The following is a 17,043-nucleotide window of genomic DNA, read 5'->3' on the forward strand; positions in this document are numbered from 1 at the left end:
CACGTCATACTGGCTACCGGCTTCTTAACCGACCTCGCGGAAAAAAGCGGAATCAAGACGGTGCCCGGTACGGAGCCACGTGTGAAAACCATCATTCAGGTGGACTCCAGCGGAAAAACAAACATCGACGGCATCTGGGCCGCAGGCACTTGTGCGGGAGTTAGTGTACATACGATCATTACCGCAGGTGACGGCGCCAAGGTAGCCATCAATGTGATCAGCGAAATGAACGGAGAACGTTACGTGGACCATGATGTTCTATAGGTGATGTGGGATAATCTGAAGTTCTTGCTTCCGATGTGCACCCCGGATCAAACCGGAGGCTAACTCTAGCTTCCGGTTTTTTTGCACTGACTCTGCGTGGTTTTAAACGGTAACTTCCTTTTTAAAAGAAGCTAGATATCCGGGTAATAAAGAAGTACCATATCGTGATCTGCTCTCCTTGGATTCCCCTTCATTTGCAGCAGCTAACTGCATTTATGCAGGTAAAATGAAGTGAACGATAGAAAATGATTAAACTACCTTGAAAATCCGTCTATTTTACCGTCTGCAGGCATCGTTGCAAGCGGAGCGGCACGTCTAACTGTATTTTGTACAGGTAGATTCAAGCGAATGGGCGAAAATGATCAAACTAACTGGATAAACTACAGTTAAAATGGGCAACTTTGGGCGAAACGGCTGTTTTGGCGCAAACTAGCTGTAGGTTTTCCAGTTAGTTTCCATATTTCTTCCGAATATAGAAATCTAACTGTATGAAATCCATTTAGTTTTCAAATTTCACACTATTAAAGCAATTCAACTCTATTCTACCTTGAAAACCCATCCATTTTCATCATCTGATGGTGTCGCGGTCAGCGGCATGGGGGTCTAAATGGACGAAGCCTTTACGATGGAACGCGGTCATTGATCCTTTTTTCTGAGACAAGGGGATAACAGTCCAAAGCCTCTCCAAAAGGGATAAATGCTGGTACGTGTAGACTAATCCGACGGTCGGAAGAGAGAGGTGGACATCGGTAAACTTTCTCCCATCTAATGTTCCACTTTAGGAGGTATCTTTCCATAAGGGAGCATCCGGAAACGGCCTCTGAAGAGAAGTCTAAAAGTCCAAAAGCCAAAAGCCTAAAAGCCAAAAGCCTAAAAGCCAAAAGCCTAAAAGCTTAAAATCCTAAAATCCTAAAATCCTAAAAGCCTGGCTAAATTTGTTGCAGCATTAAGGGTTTTGCGAATGATTTCCGTCAGATGGAGTTGAATTTTTTAAATAAAAGATGGCAATCTGAGTTCGGTCTCTCAGCTCCAGCTTATGCAAAATTTCGGTTACATAGTTTTTGACGGTCCCCTCGCTCAGAAACAGGGTGTTGGCTATTTCCTTGTTCGATAAGCCATCGGCAATGCCCTGGACGATTTTCAGCTCGGCAGGCGTTAACCCCCAGTTGTCCGGACCCGATTTACGGATACGGGGATGGCTGTTCGATGCTCGCAAGAAGCTGCTTAGTTTATTGGCAATCTCGGGATGGATGAGCATATTGCCTTGGGATACGGATTGAATCCCTTCGAGAATGCGATCCGGAGATACATTTTTAAGCATATAGCCGTTAGCGCCGTTTTTAATGGCTTCGATAATGTAATCATCATTGTCGAAGGTCGTAAGAATTAGAACGCGGATATGTGGAAACCGGTCCTTGATCAGCTTCGTTCCTTCCACTCCGTCACATTCCGGCATCCGAATATCCATTAGAATGACATCTACTTGCCCCTCTACCGAACAAACGTAATCATAAGCCTGCTTGCCATCGGAACAGGTGTGCAGCACATTTATTTTTTCATCCATATCCAAAATATATTTTAAGCTTTCGCGAATAAAAGAATCGTCATCGACGAGCAATACACGAATCATTTCAATCCTCCTTTAGTATCCTACGAAAAGTATGAGCTGCCTGCGGGATGAGGCACAATGGTGGTCACCGTGAAGGGAGGCCCCGTTTCTACCGACAAGCTGCCACCCAGCAGCTTGACCCTTTCCTGCATTCCGTTTATTCCCAACCCTGGACGCGCCAACGGATCTTCCTCCGGGGGGTCTCCGTCATTGCTTATGCTAAGCACAACCCGCTGCGGTTCGTAACGCATTCGGATGTCTATGGACCGGGCTCCGCCGTGCCGGATCGCATTCGTGATCGCTTCCTGAACGTTGCGGTATAAGGCGAATTCAATGCTCGGATAGAGCGGATAGGGTACGCCCGAGGTCTGGAGGCTTACCGGTATGCCAAACTGCCCCGATGCTTCCTCGATCAATTTATGAAGGGAATATTGGCCGCGAAGCTGTTCATCCGGCTGCAGCCTGCGGACGGTCCGGCGCAGCGATTCCATGCTGGAACCCAGTTGATCTCTGACCTGATTCATGAGCTCATAGGTTTTCTCCGGCTGCGAATCCGCAAGGCGGATTGCCGCTTCCATCATCATCTTTAATCGGGTGATGGAATGACCCAGGTCGTCATGCAGATCGTGGGCAATCCGGTTTCTTTCCTCCATCTGGGAAATTAATTGGACTTTACGGGCATAGTCGACCAGGCGGGAACGGGCTTCCTCCAACTCATAATGCTTGCGGCGAAGCTCGTCATATAATTGTTCCACTTCCCGGCTGCGACCCGAGGCGGTTGCCCACTTGTACATTAGCACCGAGAAGGCTGCGAACAGGAAATGAATCCCCGTAATGAAAATAAGGGATTGTTCCGCTATCGAGAAGGCCAGTCCCGCCCAGCACAATCCGAATAAGGTCAGGCGCGGCCAGTGGAAGCCGAGGGGCGGCCTAAAAAGCAGAATAAGCGTGCTAAAGAAAGATATGAAGTATAGACCTCCGAATGTCACGTTTAACCAAACCGCCAAAGTCAATTCAACGACAATCAGCAGCTGCATTAAGCGTTCCCGTTTGTCGGCAAGCTGGGCAACCCCTATTAACAGCAAGGCTGTTATCGTAAACAGGGGATAGCTGCTTGGCCGGAGGTCGCCGATGAATAGCGTGCCGAGTGCGGCCGACACAAGGAGTATATATCGCAGCCAGGCTAACGAATAGGTCAATTCCGCCACTCCTACCAGTCAGAATTTATACGCCAAATTATAGCACAGGTCGGCGGAAGCCGAAGTTTTTTTTGCCTTGATGCCGAACAAAATGACTTAAGTCACCTTAAAGTGGTGACTTCTTTGACCTTTCCTCCATTAGAGTCCGCGTTACAATGGTGACAGATCAGAAAAATTGCGAGATCAGGCAAGGGGGAGTCGAGGATGAGTTTTATCCAGATCAAAAATGTGGTCAAACGCTACGGCGGCAAGCTCTCAGTGGACCATCTGAATTTGAACATCGAGGAAGGGGAAGTCTTCGGTCTCCTTGGACCGAACGGAGCCGGTAAAAGCACTACCATCAAGATGCTTTGCGGTCTTGGTCGAATCGATCACGGCGAGATGATCGTTGATGGAATATCCGTCGCTAAAGACCCTTTCAAGGTGAAAGGTAGGCTCGGACTGGTCCCTCAGGAGCTGGCCATATACGAAACCTTGACCGCCAGAGAAAATGTAACCTTCTTCGCCAAGCTGTACGGCTTAAGGGGCAGGGAATTGAAGCAAAGGGTGGAGGAGGCGATTGCATTCGTCGGCTTGACTGACAAAGAGAACGATAAGCCGATCACCTTCTCCGGGGGAATGAAACGCCGTCTCAATATCGCCTGTGCCATTATGCACCGTCCGAAGCTTATCATCATGGATGAGCCGACAGTCGGAATTGACCCCCAGTCTCGTAACCATATTCTGGAGTCGGTCAGAGAGCTGAATCGGATGGGGAGCACTATCATCTATACAAGCCACTATATGGAAGAAGTGGAGGCTATCAGCACTAGGGTCGGCATAATGGATCATGGCCGTCTTATTGCGTGCGGAACGAGAAGTGAGCTGATCGAACAGGCGGCTCAGGAAGAGAAGATCGTCATTCAGACGGACTGTGTAAATGACGAGGCCTTACTGGAATTGGAACGTCATCCTTTGATCGAAAGAATCGTCCGGGACGAAACTTTGTTGGAAGTGTACTCCAAATCCACGCAAACGTGCCTGCGGGATCTAATATTTGTTTTGTCCAAGCATCAGGTCAAGATTCAATCGCTTAACCGGATTGAGCCCGACCTGGAATCGTTGTTCCTGCTGCTCACCGGCCGGAAGCTGAGAGACTAATTTTGAATGAAAACCGGAGGGGATGGCGATGCAATTATTAGTAACGGCCAGGTACGAACTGGTGCGGATATTAAGGAATAAATCTACTTATCTTCTGCAGCTGCTGCTGCCACTGCTGCTGATTTTCATATTGGGCTCGGCGTTGTCTTCTTTCATGAATACGGATCAGCCGCTAGAGGAAGTGAAGGTGGCCGTTGTCAGTCAGGATCAGGGGGCTCTGCAGCAGGGACTGGAGCAATTCCTGGCCTCAGAGGGGATTCGCGATCGGTTAAAGGCGGAATTCCCGGCAGCGGAGGAAGAAGCGCTGGCAATGCTGAAAGAGGGGGAGGCCGATCTGGCCGTCATCATTCCGGCAGGTTTCAGCTCATCGGTATTGGCCGGGGAAGAGGCGGAATGGAGGATGCTGACCGGCAAGAATTCCACCAGGAGTCTGACCGCACAGATGATGATGCAAGGCTTTCTGGAGGAAACGAATCGGATGCAGGCGTTATCGCTTGTAACCGGAATAGGCAGCGGCGAGGCCGTCTCGGCTGCAGTCATGCTGCCGGACGAGGGGGATTATGTCTCCGCTCATTCTTTGGCCGATGGTTCGACAGGCTACACGGCCTCGCAGTATTATGCCGCCGCGATGCTGATTATGTTCGTGCTTTTTGCCGGGATGGGGGCGGCCAATAGTCTCGTAAGCGAACGAGAGAACCATACTTTGCAGCGGCTGTCTGCGATGCCTGTCACTACAAGGGCGGTTGTCTTCGGTAAAATTTCCGCTAATGGTCTGGTCGCTATCATACAGTCTGTATTGATTATCGTGCTCACCTGGTGGCTCTACGGAGTGAACTGGGGTTCCCGTCCCGTTATCGTCATTCTTATTTCTATACTGATGGTTATAGCCTCGATGTGTCTGGCGCTGATCATCGCCAGTCTGGCTAAAGATTCCAAGCAGACTAATTCCTTGTTCAATCTGATTATTGTTGTGATGACCTTCTTGAGCGGCGGATTTGTGGCGGTAGGAGATTTGGCGGATATTTTCGGCAAATTCACGATCAGTCATTGGGCTTTCCAGGGCTACCTCCGCGTCATGCTGAATGAAAGTCCATCAGCCATTGCTTACTATGTGACCGTATTGGCGGTCATCTGTGCAGGTCTACTTGCGGCTTCAGTAATCACGTACCGGAAGGCGGGTTCTTATGAATAGCTTGTATATTGCGGCGAATATCGTTAAGCGTACGATCGGCAAGGGAAAGAGCCTTCTTGTTTTCCTGGCGCTGCCCGCATTGGTTGTGTCGCTAGTAGTTGTTCTGTTGGGAAACAGCGGGCAGCAAGTCCAGGTAGCCTATGCCAATCTGGATCAGGGGCCGCTCGGAGAACGGTTGATCAATGCGCTGCAGGCATCAACCGGCTACAGCTTTGTCGAAGCAGAGGATACGGAAGCTCTCCGACTTCAAGTCATTGACAAGAAGAGTGTGGCGGGACTGTTCATCCCGGAAGGGTATTCCTCCAAGCTGACAAGCGGCGAGACTCCGCGAGTTGAGTGGTTTGAACTAGGCGTGTCCGAGTCCGGAATAGTGCTGAAGCAAAAGCTGAACGAACAAATAAGGGGGATGACGGGAACTTACCGGTTGCTTTCGTCACAGATTCCTAATTCTGCAGAAGCGGAGGCCGCAATGCTGCAAGTTCTGTCCGAGCAGCAGAAGAATAAGGTTAGGGCCGTCGTCGAAAACTCCGGACTGGCCGTCAATGAGGCGATATCTACTTCTATGGGAATGCTGATCATGTTCGTCATGATGCTGGTGAACAATTCGATCTCTACAATTCTGGATGACCGCACAAATCGGACGATGCAGAGAATGTATGCAGCTCCCGTCCGTTCCTACCAGATCATGGCCGGCAATTTCTTGGGCAGCCTATTTCTTGGAACGGTTCAGATATTGTTGATCCTTCTTTTTGCCAGGTATGTTCTGCGGTTTTCATTCGGCATGCCGCTCCTGCAGCAATGGCTGGTGATGGAATGTTTCTTGTTGGCTGCACTGGGCATTTCCTTGGCTGTGGCCGGACTGGTTCGCAACCGTAACAATGTGGCTACGGTGCAAACGTTGATCGTTACCCCTACCTGCATGCTTGGCGGGTGCTACTGGCCGGTGGACATTATGCCGGAATACATGCAGAAAGCAGCGAACATTGTTCCGCAGAAATGGGCCATTGAAGCGATTAACCGGCTGGCCGCGGGAGACGGATTATCGCAAGTCGTTCTCCATTTGGGGATACTGGGTTTGTTTGCCGTCATTTTGCTTGGATTCGGCGCGGCGGTACTCAGACCGAGTGAAACGGAGACCGCCTGATTCCGCTAAGATCCCCCTGGCCGTAAAGATATAAAGCACTTTACCCTATAGGGTGGCACTCACGCAGGTGCTGACCGTTTCGGGTAGGGTGCTTTTGTTATGGCATAATTTCGGAGATATTGGCAAGACAGGGGACAGCCCCGGAGGGCCATGCAATTCCAAATATTGTAACCTTGTGTTAAAATAAAGTCTGGAGTATGCTTTGAAAGCAATAAACTCATCTTCTGATCGCAGGACACCCTTTTAATCCTGCGGTATCGCACTTTCCATTGCCGAATTCGCCGCCAGGGCCTCCATGTCTTATAGGTAAGAATAAAGAAGTGGAAGGCTGGTGGAGGACTATATTGGCGGAGGATCTTTATAAAGGGAGGGATTGGAGATGCTTAAACCCCTGCTGTTTCTTGTTGAGCTAGCGAGGATTCTCGGGATTTTAGTGCTGGGAGGCACTCTTTTATGGATGGTGGAACTGACGGTATATAATCAGGTCGGGCTGGATGGTCCGTCCTATGCGGGGGTTGCCGCTATAGCCAATTTGCTGCTGGTTTTTGTTCTGTATCGGAATGTGCTTCAATTTAACGGCTGGTACAAAAGCGAACGGGCCGCCAAATTGCCTTATGCCGCAACTTTATCTATACTAGTTCTGTCCGGGATTCTGTTAATCGTTATCCCGATGGTAACCGAGATAGGTTTGTGACGAAGAGGTTCTCAATGGATTTCAATGCCTGGCCGCATGTTTTTTCAGCAGCGGGCATTGTATAGATTACATGTCTGGAGGAGCTTACATGATAATATTGAAAACACCCGAAGAGATCTCCAAGATGAAAAAAGCAGGAGAATTGGTGGCTGCCTGTCATCGTGAAATTGCCAAGCGGATTCGTCCCGGTACGACAACATGGGAAATTGAAGAATTTGTAAGGCAGTTTACGAAGGAGAACGGGGCGATCCCCGAACAAAAAGGGTATCACGGATATCCATATGCTACATGCGCTTCAGTAAACGATGTTATCTGCCACGGTTTTCCCAAGAAGGAGCCTTTAGTGGAAGGAGACATCGTCACCATCGATATGGTATTCAGCGTAGATGGCTGGATGGCCGACTCTGCCTGGTCCTACCCGGTCGGACAGGTGAGCGAGGAGGCCAAGGCACTGCTGGATACGACGAAGGAATCGCTATATATCGGGATCGAAAAAGCGGTTATAGGCAATCGAATTGGCGATATTTCCAATGCCATTCAAACTTTCGCGGAATCCCGAGGGTATTCTGTCGTGCGCCAATTTATCGGCCATGGCATCGGCCGGACTATGCATGAAGACCTGCAGGTCCCGCATTACGGGCCGGCTGGCAAAGGCCCCCGTTTGAAAGAAGGCATGGTCTTCACGATCGAACCGATGCTGAATATCGGCAGCTATGCCGCGAGAATTGAGGAGGATGGCTGGACCGCAAGAACAGTCGATGGAAGCTTGTCCGCACAGTATGAACACACCATCGCCATTACGAAAGACGGCCCGCTCATTCTGACAGATCAGACCATTTAAGCTGCTCCTGATTGGCAAAAGCCCTTCCACCTTTATGGGTTGAAGGGCTTTTACCATGCAATCGGAGCTTGGACGGCCTGACCATTCTTTATCCTCCGAAGGATTCGCGAAAGGCTTTGGATAGAGCTGCCGGTTCCACCTTCCACAGAGATGCGATTTCCGGACAGACATGTTCTTCCCACCAGTCGGCCAATACTTTTCTTTTGCTGCCATTTTCATGGATCCAGAGCAAATTGGAAATGACCTTGCTGTAATAGATTTTTTCAGCTTGGGCAACTTGCTCGGGAGGGATCCAGACTTTCAGTTTTTTGATGGTCCGATATAATTCCCGGTTGCAAGTTCTGCGGATCGTTCTGGCTGTCGGCAGTGATCTTGCATGTGGTTCTTTATTCTCTTTCATCGGCCGGGCTACCTGCCTTTCTCAACACTTATACATGCAGAATATGCATTTACAGTGGAGGAGGCTACAGCGGAACCTTAGTCTTTATGCAGGAAATGCTGCAGTGGAACTATAATAATTGTGCAGGAAAGGCTGCGGCGGAACTTTAGTCTTTGTAAAGAAAGGCTATAGCGGACTTTAATCTTTTCCGCAGAAAGCATTAATCGACGACGAGGTATGCAATCATAGGCCCGTGCTGAGAACTGTCGGGATGAGTCAGGCAAATAAGACGATAAGTGCCTTCTTTGTCCGCCTTGAAGGGAACGATCGTCTCCTTGCCCTTTTGCACTTCGCCCTTGATATTCGTTCCTTCAATCATGAACGGATGGCTGGCTCCATTAACACCATAGAGACTCAGGTTGACCGTTTCTCCTTTATTAATATAGACGGTTCCCGGGTGCCAGAGGTAAGCTTCTATTTCCTTACCGTCCTCGGTAGTTGACTTGAATTCACCGGTAACCATATGGATGGTCCGTACTGGTTCGGAGCTGCCGGACACTGCGGCTTGCGAGGACCTGCTGTAATTGTAAATCAGTCCGGCTACAGCAGCACAGGCCAGAAATGCGGTTACGATGACAATTTTCTGTTTGCTTAGAACAAATGCTTTAAACACGGGGGCCACATCCTTTAATAGATTTTGTTTAATAGATATGCGAGAGTCGCCCCGGACATGCCAATCCCTTCTAATCTCTTTCTCGGTCTTTTTTGCATTCTATCCCATTTGCTCAGTTCCTATTGAACCGCATTAGTATTTCTTCCTCACACCTTTGATTGGTTATCCCGTTTACTCCCCGCTTGACCATGTCAATTCTCCCTCTCTCTCATACCTTTTGACTGTTATCCCATTCACTCAGTTTCCGTTTGGCTGTCACTATCTTCTTTCGCTAGCCCTTTTGGCTGCTATCCCGTTTACTCAGTTTCTCGAATGGCCCTCATAACCTCCTCTCCAGTCCCTCTGACTGTTATCCCATTCGCTCAGACGTATCCCACTCGTCTTTTTGACTCTTTAAAAACATAGAAACTTCTGATCAAAATTCAATGACTGATTGGTTTGAGTTTTTGCCATAAAACTCTTTATAAAAGTGCATTCTACTTCGATTTAAACATCGCTTTTCATTTAAAAAATCATTGAAAAGGGAACATATATTCGGTATAATAAATACAAACAAATGTTCGTTTTGAGGTGATTATTATGTCCTCTTTTGCTTCGGAGGTTATGGAGTTAGAGCGGCGTAGTGGCTTTCATTCAGGTTTGTATCGAAAATGGACTGGAAGTTTCGGTTCGAAGAGGGATGAAGAGCCGGACAAGAGTTTTGGCTTGGGGGCATTTTTGCCTCGAAACGCGGATAAAGATTGCCGTTCGGATGTGTACCGAAAGTCAGAAACGGATGCGGGTCGAAGTGTAGATTCGAAGATTATTCAAGATCTATTGTTAAATCTGTCTATGGATCGGTACTCCAAATGGGACGAAAGTGCCTTCAAGCAAGAGGAAAAAGCTTTTCGGAATCGCTTTAAAACCCAGGAGGATTGTGTACAATTCATCTATCAAGCGAAATGGCCGGATGGCTTTTCTTGTCCTCGTTGTGGGCATAGGCAGGCGTATGTCATCCGTTCCCGCCGGCTGCCGCTCTATGAGTGCCGAAGCTGCCGACACCAGACTTCCCTGATCGCTGGTACAGTGATGGAAGGAAGCCGGACTTCGCTGTGCAAATGGTTTCTCGCCTTTCATCTCGTTGCCAATACCGAGCGAGGCACGAATGCCGTTCAGCTCAGTTCATTCCTGCAGGTCACTTATAAAACAGCCTGGGCGATCCTTCACAAGATTCGCCAAGCTTTGTCTCAAGCTGATAACGCCAATCCGTTAACCGGTGTAGTGAAGGGAGGCACAGCTTTTCATCGCCCTTTCCGCAGTGCTGCGTCGGTCTTAGGGCTCTATCCCGAACAGAGGCCTGTATTCGTCGTTGCTTCCTTGGACAAAGGAGCTGTACCTCAGCAGGTCAAAATCAAAACCGTTCGTCCGGAAGATATGGAGGACGGCAGAATCTATCGGTCTGCGGGCGAGCACTTCATCAAGGAGCATGTCAGCCCGGATGCGCTCGATGTGGATATCGAGACGAGGCGCTACCATTATCAACGCGTTCCTTCCCTGCGGAATTATTTGCGCAAAGCGAGAGCGTGGACCAATCGAGTATTTAACGGGATCGGACCGAAGTATTTACAGCATTACCTGGATGAATTCTGTTTTCGTCTGAATTTACAATTGCAGAACGTACCTATTTTTGAACATCTCGCCCGTGCTTGTATAAGGCTATCGATGGAAATGAGCTTATCTCGGCCATGAGAATTGAAAAGGGAGAAGGGGATTGCGAGCGTGATATAATCTGGTTCGGTATGCCGCATGGTCCAGGATGGGAGACCTCGTCATTCTTGCGAAACACAGGCAATTACTCTATCTATTTTGGTGCACGTACTTGCGAGCATGATGTGCAGTTCGGTATGCCGTATGGTCCAGGATGGAGACCTCGTTATTTCTTTTGGAACATAGTAGGCAATTACTCTATCTATTATGATGACGTATATTACTTTGTTATTCATTGCGAGCATAATGGGCTGGCTTCTTTATGTGCATGTTCGGAGCGGGAGACTTCGTTATCTCTACTGGAACATCATTGTTAGTTTCGCTGCTTTCTATGGTACACATGTATGCAAGTTTTGTGGTTACATGGCATATAGTGTGCTGTTTTTCGTTATGTCGTATGGTGCAGCACTTTTTTCACTATGTTTGAAAAAGGGATAATTGGTATCGATTATTTCGAATGTCCCTGCGTTTGCTTTCAAGTGGGGCTATACAGCTTACAGATTGTATTTTTGTACACGTCCTCTAGTTATTCTGAGCCAATGGGATAATAGTCAAAAGCCCGTAGAAAGGGAATTTATATCAAATTCACGACCAATGCGAGATAGTATTTAAACAGCAAGAGGAGAGGTCAATACACAATACACAATATGCAATTCAAACAGGTTATAAGCAAAAGGGTATGTAACCACGTTTATTCATAATCGATCGTGCAATTTCCGTTGACAAAACAATCATCGTCATGTTATAACAGATTCATCTATTTTTAACGGATAAAAGCATAAAAGCCAAAAAGCTTGAAAGTGAAGAAGCAATAACTGGATATCGAGGCAACGGTTATGGCATCTAAGCATTGTTGAATCATCTAAGCAAAGTTGCATCATCTAAGTTATGTTGAATCATTTAAGCAATGGCTGGATATCTTCTGTATCGAGAAGTTTCGAGGAAGAATTGTTCACGGAGGGTCGGGTTGCGGGTAGTCTAACCGCTTCCTGGCTATAGAGAATAGCGATAATGGGGGATGGAACAGAAATGAGAGATCAATGCAAAATTTTGGATTGTACTATTCGGGATGGCGGTCTGGTCAATAATTGGGATTTCAGCGTGGAGTTTGTCCGCGATTTATATAATGGGCTTAATGAAGCCGGGGTTGAATATATGGAGATCGGCTATAAAAACTCGCCCAAGCTGCTTAAAGGGGCGGACTCCGGACCTTGGCGTTTTCTGGATGAAAACTTTCTGAAAGAAGTCATTCCTGAGAAGAAACGCACAAAGCTGTCCGCTCTGGTCGATATCGGACGTGTGGACGAGAATGACATTTTACCGCGTGAACAAAGTATGCTCGATCTAATCCGGGTGGCTTGCTATATCAAGGATGTAGATAAAGCTCTGGAACTGGTGCGCCAATTCCATGAGAAAGGCTACGAAACCAGCTTGAATATTATGGCTTTGTCCCATGTGCTCGAGCATGATTTGGTTGAAGCCTTTGCGGAAATTGCACAGAGCCCGGTAGATATCGTGTATATTGTAGACTCGTACGGAAGTATGGATTACAAGGATATAGAGCATCTCGCCGATAAATTCGGGCAGATGCTTCCCGGCAAGCAGCTAGGCGTCCATACGCACAACAACATGCAGCTTGCTTTCTCGAATACACTGGCAGCCAAAAATAAAGGAGTGGTCTATCTCGATTCCTCCGTATACGGCATGGGCAGAGCGGCAGGAAATTGCCCTACCGAGCTGTTGGTAAGCCATTTGAAGAACCCGAACTATCGTTTGCGCCCGGTTTTGGATATTATTGAAAAACATATGCTTGCCATGAGACAGAAATGGGAATGGGGATACATCATTCCGTACATGATTTCCGGGACGCTCAATGAGCATCCTCGAGTAGCTATGGCCCTTCGCGACAGCGAACGGAAAGACTGCTTTGTGGAATTTTATGATACGTTGACTTCTCCCGAACCGGCGGGTGTCAAATAAGCATATTCGAAGAGACTAATGCAGCCCCCTTGTTTAAATGACGAGGGGGCTTTTTGCTGTTGGAGTCGTAATATTTTCCGATTCACTTTTTCTTTTCATCACTATTCATTCGCTTTTGACGGGGATTTTCTGTATGCTTTGAGGTGTAGGGTCGTCCCGTTCTTTTTCTTTGGACATAGAAGTATGTATACTATAAAAGTGGACAACACTTCAAGCGATAAACAAATCTCAGCGGGAAAGTAGGGTGGCCATGACTGAATTGATTAATGAGCTGTTGAAAATAATGACTTCTATGGGCTATTGGGGGATTATGCTCGGGCTGATGATCGAGGTTATCCCAAGCGAGATTGTGTTGGCTTATGGTGGTCTGCTCGTCTATCGGGGGAACGTCAGCTTCACAGAAGCGGTCATTTTCGGCACGATCGGGGGAACTATCGCCCAGATTTTTGTATATTGGATCGGGCGGTACGGCGGCAGACCTTTTCTGGAGAAATACGGCAAGTATTTGCTAATTCATAAAAAACATATAGATATGGCCGAGGCTTGGTTTAACCGCTACGGAACCGGAGTTATCTTTACAGCGCGCTTCATTCCGGTAGTACGGCATGCGATTTCTATTCCGGCGGGTATGGCGAAGATGCCGTTAGGCCGTTTTACGCTTTATACTGCAATGGCGGTTATTCCTTGGAGCATTCTCTTCGTTTTCCTTGGGTTCAAGCTGGGGCAATTGGGCAAGAGCTTCGAGCAAATCGGCGATATTGCCGGCCCCTACGTACAACCGTTCATCTGGGTGTCCGTCGCTCTAACACTGCTTTATATTGTCATTAAAATAGTCCGTAGGAGGAAGCAGGTCTCCGTTACTGAACAAGGGAATACGGTAGAAACATCCGTGTCCGGAGAGCAGGAAATGGACAAGAACGGGAAACGTCTTCTAGAGCTGGGCAGCAGCTATATCGTGTTACATTCCCAACGAGTAACAGCCGGTGGAAGTTCGCAGGTGATTGAGCATTTGGCCATCGGGCCGAACGGAGTATTTCATATCCGGACAGAAGGTTGCGCAGGGATAATCCGGCTCGCGACGGAGGGAATCCAGCGTGGGGAGGAGAAAGGCTATGAGGACGTCACAGGTCCTCTGTACCGCAACGAATATGTGGTGAAGCAGAAGCTTCGCTCCAAACGGTTGGAAGCCGATGTTGTCGGTCTGTTGTGCTTCGTTCATCCGGATTGCCGTTTAGAGGGGAGAATGCCTGTTTTTACGGCCGTAAGAGCGGATCAGCTGACGGAAGTTATTCAAAGCTATAAACCAAAAAAGCTGCTATCCGTGGCTGAAGTAAAGGAGATAGCGAGTCTAATGGAAGCCGGGAGCGGAAGGAATACAGGTTAAAAGGGGCAGACTCCCGGAAGCCGTGCCCCCGGTCTATGCACCCTGCTGTACATTCTGATACAATGGGTACAACAGGTAAACTATTCAAGTGGAGGGGTAGGCATATGGCTAAAAGTGTTGCAGCTAAAATCGGCAAGGGGATTACACCTCAGCAGTTTATGGACGGTATGGAGAAAAACAAGGACAAATTTATGGAGTGGTACAACCAATTTAGCTGGAAGAGCGAGGACGACCGGAAGTTTTTCGAATCGCTTCGCGACCGTAACCTTCGCTGTCTGATCCTTATGGCCGATTGGTGCGGCGATGTTGTTCGCAATATACCGGTCGTATTCCGGGCTTTGGAGAACAGCGGTGTTCCTGTGGATGTACTCATAATGGAACAGCATTTGGATACGATGGATGAATTTCTGACGATGGGCGGCCGTGCCGTGCCGATCGTTATCTTTGCGGATGGCAGCGGGAATGTGCTCGGACAATGGGGACCGCGTCCTAAACACGTGCAGGCGATTATGATTGAATTTAAGCAAAACAACCCGGACCGCGAAGCCCCGGATTACAATGACAAAATCCAGGTAGCCCGGCAGGAAATGCTTAAGCAGTACGGGGAAGGAACCGGTTATCATGACGTCATTGTGAAGGAGCTGCGCGAGCTGCTTGCGTCATTTTGAAGAGGAGAAATAAAGGAATTATTTTGCGGCAAGAACTAGAACAGGAGCGAGACTGGATGAACATAGAAGTGGTAACGCTGGGACCGTTGCAGACGAATGCCTATCTGCTGACCAATCCTGAACGGACCAAAGCGGTCGTAATCGATCCGGGGATGAATCCCCAGGCGCTGATTCGCAAGCTCGGCGATTTGGAAGTGGAAGCCATCCTGTTGACTCATGCCCATTTCGACCATATCGGCGGGGTGGATGAAATCCGCAAGCTGAAGCAGTGTCCCGTTTATTTGCACGATGCGGAGGCGGACTGGCTGACCAATCCGAACAAGAACGGCTCGGCCCGCTGGCCGGAAATCGGCGGACCGATTCAGACCGACCCGGCAGAATATGCGCTGGATGAAGGACAGACTCTGGAGCTTCTGGGCTCTACCTTTCAGGTGCTGCATACTCCGGGGCATTCTCCGGGCAGCGTAAGTTTTCTCGTGGGCAGCCATCTGTTCGGCGGAGATGTTCTATTCCGTTTGTCCGTGGGAAGAACGGATTTGCCGGGAGGCAATTGGAATGATTTGATGGATTCCATTCACGGCAAGCTGTTTGAACTGGATGATTCGATTCAGGTTTATCCGGGGCACGGGCCGAAGACGACCATTGGCTATGAAAGAGAAAATAACCCTTACCTGTAGCCTCATGGTGCAGTAAGGGATTGAGGCAACAAAAGTCGGAAGACGCCATTTGCAAGCAACGGGGATGTTTCGGAAGCCACCCGCTTTCGTCACATCCTCTTTTTTATTCCATTTTGAATTAAGGGGATTGGGGGTTGACAAATTATGTTATTTATAAGTATATTTAAACAAACATTTATTTTAAATAAACATTTAATTAAGTCAGAGGTGAAGGATTATGTATAAGATCATCAAAGCATTTCTGAAACAGAAAACATCGATCACCGGCATTGCAGTAGCGATCCTGTTCCAGCTTGTTTTCAGTGTCGTATGGATGACGGGATACAGGGAAGTGAACGATCATTTCGATCAGTTGAACGTTGTCATCGTTAACGAAGATCAGGAGGCGGGCGCCGCCCTCGCCGAGACTCTCGTTCGGACGCTGCCTTTCCAAACCAAAGCTGCCGATACAACTACGGATGCCGAAACTATGCTGAAGGAGCGGGAAGCACAGATGGTGGTCGCGATTCCGGCCGGTTTCCATGAACGGCTGAGACTGCCCGGAGGAGAACCTGTTTCACTTAAATTCATTATCAACGAATCCAATCCCACTATGGTCAAAAGCATTATGCAGAACATAGCCTCGGAAATAACTTCAACGATTAATCAGCAAGTGACTACTGCGGGAGTGGAAGCGGTTCTCGTTCAAGCCGGCATGCCGGAGGGGCAGGCACAGGCGGTCAGTGCCGGGGTGAGCGCGCGGGTGGCCAAGGAAATCCAAAGCTTACATCCGGTTGAGAGGATGTCCGATTCGATGGTGCCGTTAATGATGGTGCTGGCCTCCTTCGTCGGTTCGATGCTGTTTTCCATGAATTTGTTTCAATCGATGCAGGCGTTAGGGGCAGGATTTAGCAAGTGGGCGAAGTATTCCGCCCTGCTTCTAATCAGTATTTGTACGGCTCTTACGGTATCTCTTGTGGGCACCTCCATGGTGATGCTGTTGGGAGAGACCTTTAACAGCAGCTTCTGGACCGTCTGGGCCTTCCAGTCTCTCTTCCTGTTCACATTTATCTTGTTTACAATGGCTTTTGTTTTGCTTTTTGGTATGGGCGGCATGCTGTTCAATATTATAGGCCTGTCCGTTCAATTGGTCACATCGGGGGCGCTCGTTCCTGCCGTTCTATTGTCCGATACGTATCGCGGCATAGGCCAACTGCTTCCGGCCACTTATGCCGTAGAAGGAGTTATGAACTTGTTGTTCGGAGGAGAAGGAACCGGATCGGCCATTCGCATGCTGTGCGTTATTATGGTTATAAGCGCAGCGGTTGGAGTGTTGTCTGTCGCAATCCGCCGGGAGAAGGAGGAGCTTCCGGGCATAAGCCGAGCCGTTGTTTAGCCTGAGGGCCTTGTGCACCCTCTTGCAACAAGTCCCGGGTACAGTTCATAATAGAAGAAAACTGTTAAAGGAGAAGCA

The 17,043-nt window shown here is 48.5% G+C and carries 15 protein-coding genes and 2 pseudogenes; 13 read left to right on the plus strand and 4 right to left on the minus strand.

Features of this window, described 5'->3' with window-relative positions:
- Positions 1–264 (plus strand): annotated as a pseudogene (locus FS806_RS16615) (pyridine nucleotide-disulfide oxidoreductase); the annotation flags it as partial.
- Positions 265–1,210: 946 nt separating this feature from the next.
- Here the strand turns inward: FS806_RS16615 and FS806_RS16620 are convergent.
- Complete coding sequence (locus tag FS806_RS16620; RefSeq protein ID WP_144938873.1) at positions 1,211–1,894, minus strand: response regulator; 684 nt, start codon at positions 1,892–1,894, stop codon at positions 1,211–1,213.
- Positions 1,895–1,914: 20 nt separating this feature from the next.
- A complete protein-coding gene (locus FS806_RS16625; protein ID WP_144938876.1) occupies positions 1,915–3,072 on the minus strand; it encodes a sensor histidine kinase in 1,158 nt (385 codons plus the stop codon).
- A 204-nt stretch (positions 3,073–3,276) separates the two neighbouring features.
- Between FS806_RS16625 and FS806_RS16630 the strand changes: the two genes are divergently transcribed.
- The 5 genes from FS806_RS16630 to map all read left to right on the plus strand — a co-directional run bounded on the left by FS806_RS16630 (position 3,277) and on the right by map (position 8,083).
- On the plus strand, positions 3,277–4,212 hold the full coding sequence (locus FS806_RS16630; RefSeq protein ID WP_144938879.1) for an ABC transporter ATP-binding protein: 936 nt from the start codon (positions 3,277–3,279) through the stop codon (positions 4,210–4,212).
- A gap of 28 nt (positions 4,213–4,240) precedes the next feature.
- On the plus strand, positions 4,241–5,404 hold the full coding sequence (locus FS806_RS16635; RefSeq protein ID WP_186328399.1) for an ABC transporter permease: 1,164 nt from the start codon (positions 4,241–4,243) through the stop codon (positions 5,402–5,404).
- A complete protein-coding gene (locus FS806_RS16640; RefSeq protein WP_144938885.1) occupies positions 5,397–6,548 on the plus strand; it encodes an ABC transporter permease in 1,152 nt (383 codons plus the stop codon). Before FS806_RS16635 ends, FS806_RS16640 begins: the two co-directional genes overlap by 8 nt.
- A gap of 379 nt (positions 6,549–6,927) precedes the next feature.
- Positions 6,928–7,242 (plus strand): hypothetical protein, encoded by a 315-nt coding sequence (locus tag FS806_RS16645; RefSeq protein ID WP_144938888.1) that lies wholly within the window; start codon positions 6,928–6,930, stop codon positions 7,240–7,242.
- An 88-nt stretch (positions 7,243–7,330) separates the two neighbouring features.
- Entirely contained in the window at positions 7,331–8,083 is a 753-nt protein-coding gene (map, locus tag FS806_RS16650; RefSeq protein WP_144938891.1) for a type I methionyl aminopeptidase, read from the plus strand.
- Between the two features lie 88 nt (positions 8,084–8,171).
- On the opposite strand, the gene FS806_RS16655 is transcribed toward map, so the two are convergent.
- Both FS806_RS16655 and FS806_RS16660 read right to left on the minus strand, forming a co-directional pair.
- Positions 8,172–8,483 (minus strand): dehydrogenase, encoded by a 312-nt coding sequence (locus FS806_RS16655; protein WP_144938894.1) that lies wholly within the window; start codon positions 8,481–8,483, stop codon positions 8,172–8,174.
- Between the two features lie 199 nt (positions 8,484–8,682).
- The gene (locus tag FS806_RS16660; protein WP_144938896.1) at positions 8,683–9,135 is read right to left on the minus strand and encodes a cupredoxin domain-containing protein; all 453 of its coding nucleotides are present in this window, start codon (positions 9,133–9,135) and stop codon (positions 8,683–8,685) included.
- 717 nt (positions 9,136–9,852) lie between these two features.
- Here FS806_RS16660 and FS806_RS16665 point away from each other — a divergent pair.
- The 7 genes and pseudogenes from FS806_RS16665 to FS806_RS16690 all read left to right on the plus strand — a co-directional run bounded on the left by FS806_RS16665 (position 9,853) and on the right by FS806_RS16690 (position 16,965).
- Positions 9,853–10,863, plus strand: a complete 1,011-nt coding sequence (locus FS806_RS16665) for an IS1595 family transposase (RefSeq protein ID WP_186328400.1) — start codon at positions 9,853–9,855, stop codon at positions 10,861–10,863.
- 1,047 nt (positions 10,864–11,910) lie between these two features.
- Entirely contained in the window at positions 11,911–12,861 is a 951-nt protein-coding gene (locus FS806_RS16670) for an aldolase catalytic domain-containing protein (protein WP_144938902.1), read from the plus strand.
- A 250-nt stretch (positions 12,862–13,111) separates the two neighbouring features.
- A pseudogene (gene uptA / locus FS806_RS26800) lies at positions 13,112–13,717 on the plus strand (undecaprenyl phosphate transporter UptA); the annotation flags it as partial.
- Positions 13,718–13,768: 51 nt separating this feature from the next.
- Positions 13,769–14,245, plus strand: a complete 477-nt coding sequence (locus FS806_RS26805) for a nuclease-related domain-containing protein (RefSeq protein WP_260982135.1) — start codon at positions 13,769–13,771, stop codon at positions 14,243–14,245.
- Between the two features lie 104 nt (positions 14,246–14,349).
- The gene (locus FS806_RS16680; RefSeq protein ID WP_144938908.1) at positions 14,350–14,913 is read left to right on the plus strand and encodes a thioredoxin family protein; all 564 of its coding nucleotides are present in this window, start codon (positions 14,350–14,352) and stop codon (positions 14,911–14,913) included.
- 56 nt (positions 14,914–14,969) lie between these two features.
- Positions 14,970–15,590: an MBL fold metallo-hydrolase gene (locus tag FS806_RS16685; RefSeq protein ID WP_144938911.1), complete on the plus strand. Its 621-nt coding sequence runs from the start codon at positions 14,970–14,972 to the stop codon at positions 15,588–15,590.
- A 217-nt stretch (positions 15,591–15,807) separates the two neighbouring features.
- Positions 15,808–16,965: a YhgE/Pip domain-containing protein gene (locus FS806_RS16690; protein ID WP_144938913.1), complete on the plus strand. Its 1,158-nt coding sequence runs from the start codon at positions 15,808–15,810 to the stop codon at positions 16,963–16,965.
- The last annotated feature ends 78 nt before the right edge of the window (positions 16,966–17,043 follow it).

This window comes from Paenibacillus sp. 32O-W (assembly GCF_007679495.1).
GTDB lineage: Bacteria > Bacillota > Bacilli > Paenibacillales > NBRC-103111 > Paenibacillus_L > Paenibacillus_L residui.

What these genes read in the sequence shown, in the direction of transcription:
- FS806_RS16620 (WP_144938873.1), bottom strand. Translation starts at nt 1,894, where the DNA reads ATGATTCGTGTATTGCTCGTCGATGACGATTCTTTTATTCGCGAAAGC.
- FS806_RS16630 (WP_144938879.1), top strand. Translation starts at nt 3,277, where the DNA reads ATGAGTTTTATCCAGATCAAAAATGTGGTCAAACGCTACGGCGGCAAG.
- FS806_RS16635 (WP_186328399.1), top strand. Translation starts at nt 4,241, where the DNA reads ATGCAATTATTAGTAACGGCCAGGTACGAACTGGTGCGGATATTAAGG.
- FS806_RS16640 (WP_144938885.1), top strand. Translation starts at nt 5,397, where the DNA reads ATGAATAGCTTGTATATTGCGGCGAATATCGTTAAGCGTACGATCGGC.
- FS806_RS16645 (WP_144938888.1), top strand. Translation starts at nt 6,928, where the DNA reads ATGCTTAAACCCCTGCTGTTTCTTGTTGAGCTAGCGAGGATTCTCGGG.
- map (WP_144938891.1), top strand. Translation starts at nt 7,331, where the DNA reads ATGATAATATTGAAAACACCCGAAGAGATCTCCAAGATGAAAAAAGCA.
- FS806_RS16655 (WP_144938894.1), bottom strand. Translation starts at nt 8,483, where the DNA reads ATGAAAGAGAATAAAGAACCACATGCAAGATCACTGCCGACAGCCAGA.
- FS806_RS16670 (WP_144938902.1), top strand. Translation starts at nt 11,911, where the DNA reads ATGAGAGATCAATGCAAAATTTTGGATTGTACTATTCGGGATGGCGGT.
- FS806_RS26805 (WP_260982135.1), top strand. Translation starts at nt 13,769, where the DNA reads ATGGACAAGAACGGGAAACGTCTTCTAGAGCTGGGCAGCAGCTATATC.
- FS806_RS16680 (WP_144938908.1), top strand. Translation starts at nt 14,350, where the DNA reads ATGGCTAAAAGTGTTGCAGCTAAAATCGGCAAGGGGATTACACCTCAG.
- FS806_RS16685 (WP_144938911.1), top strand. Translation starts at nt 14,970, where the DNA reads ATGAACATAGAAGTGGTAACGCTGGGACCGTTGCAGACGAATGCCTAT.
- FS806_RS16690 (WP_144938913.1), top strand. Translation starts at nt 15,808, where the DNA reads ATGTATAAGATCATCAAAGCATTTCTGAAACAGAAAACATCGATCACC.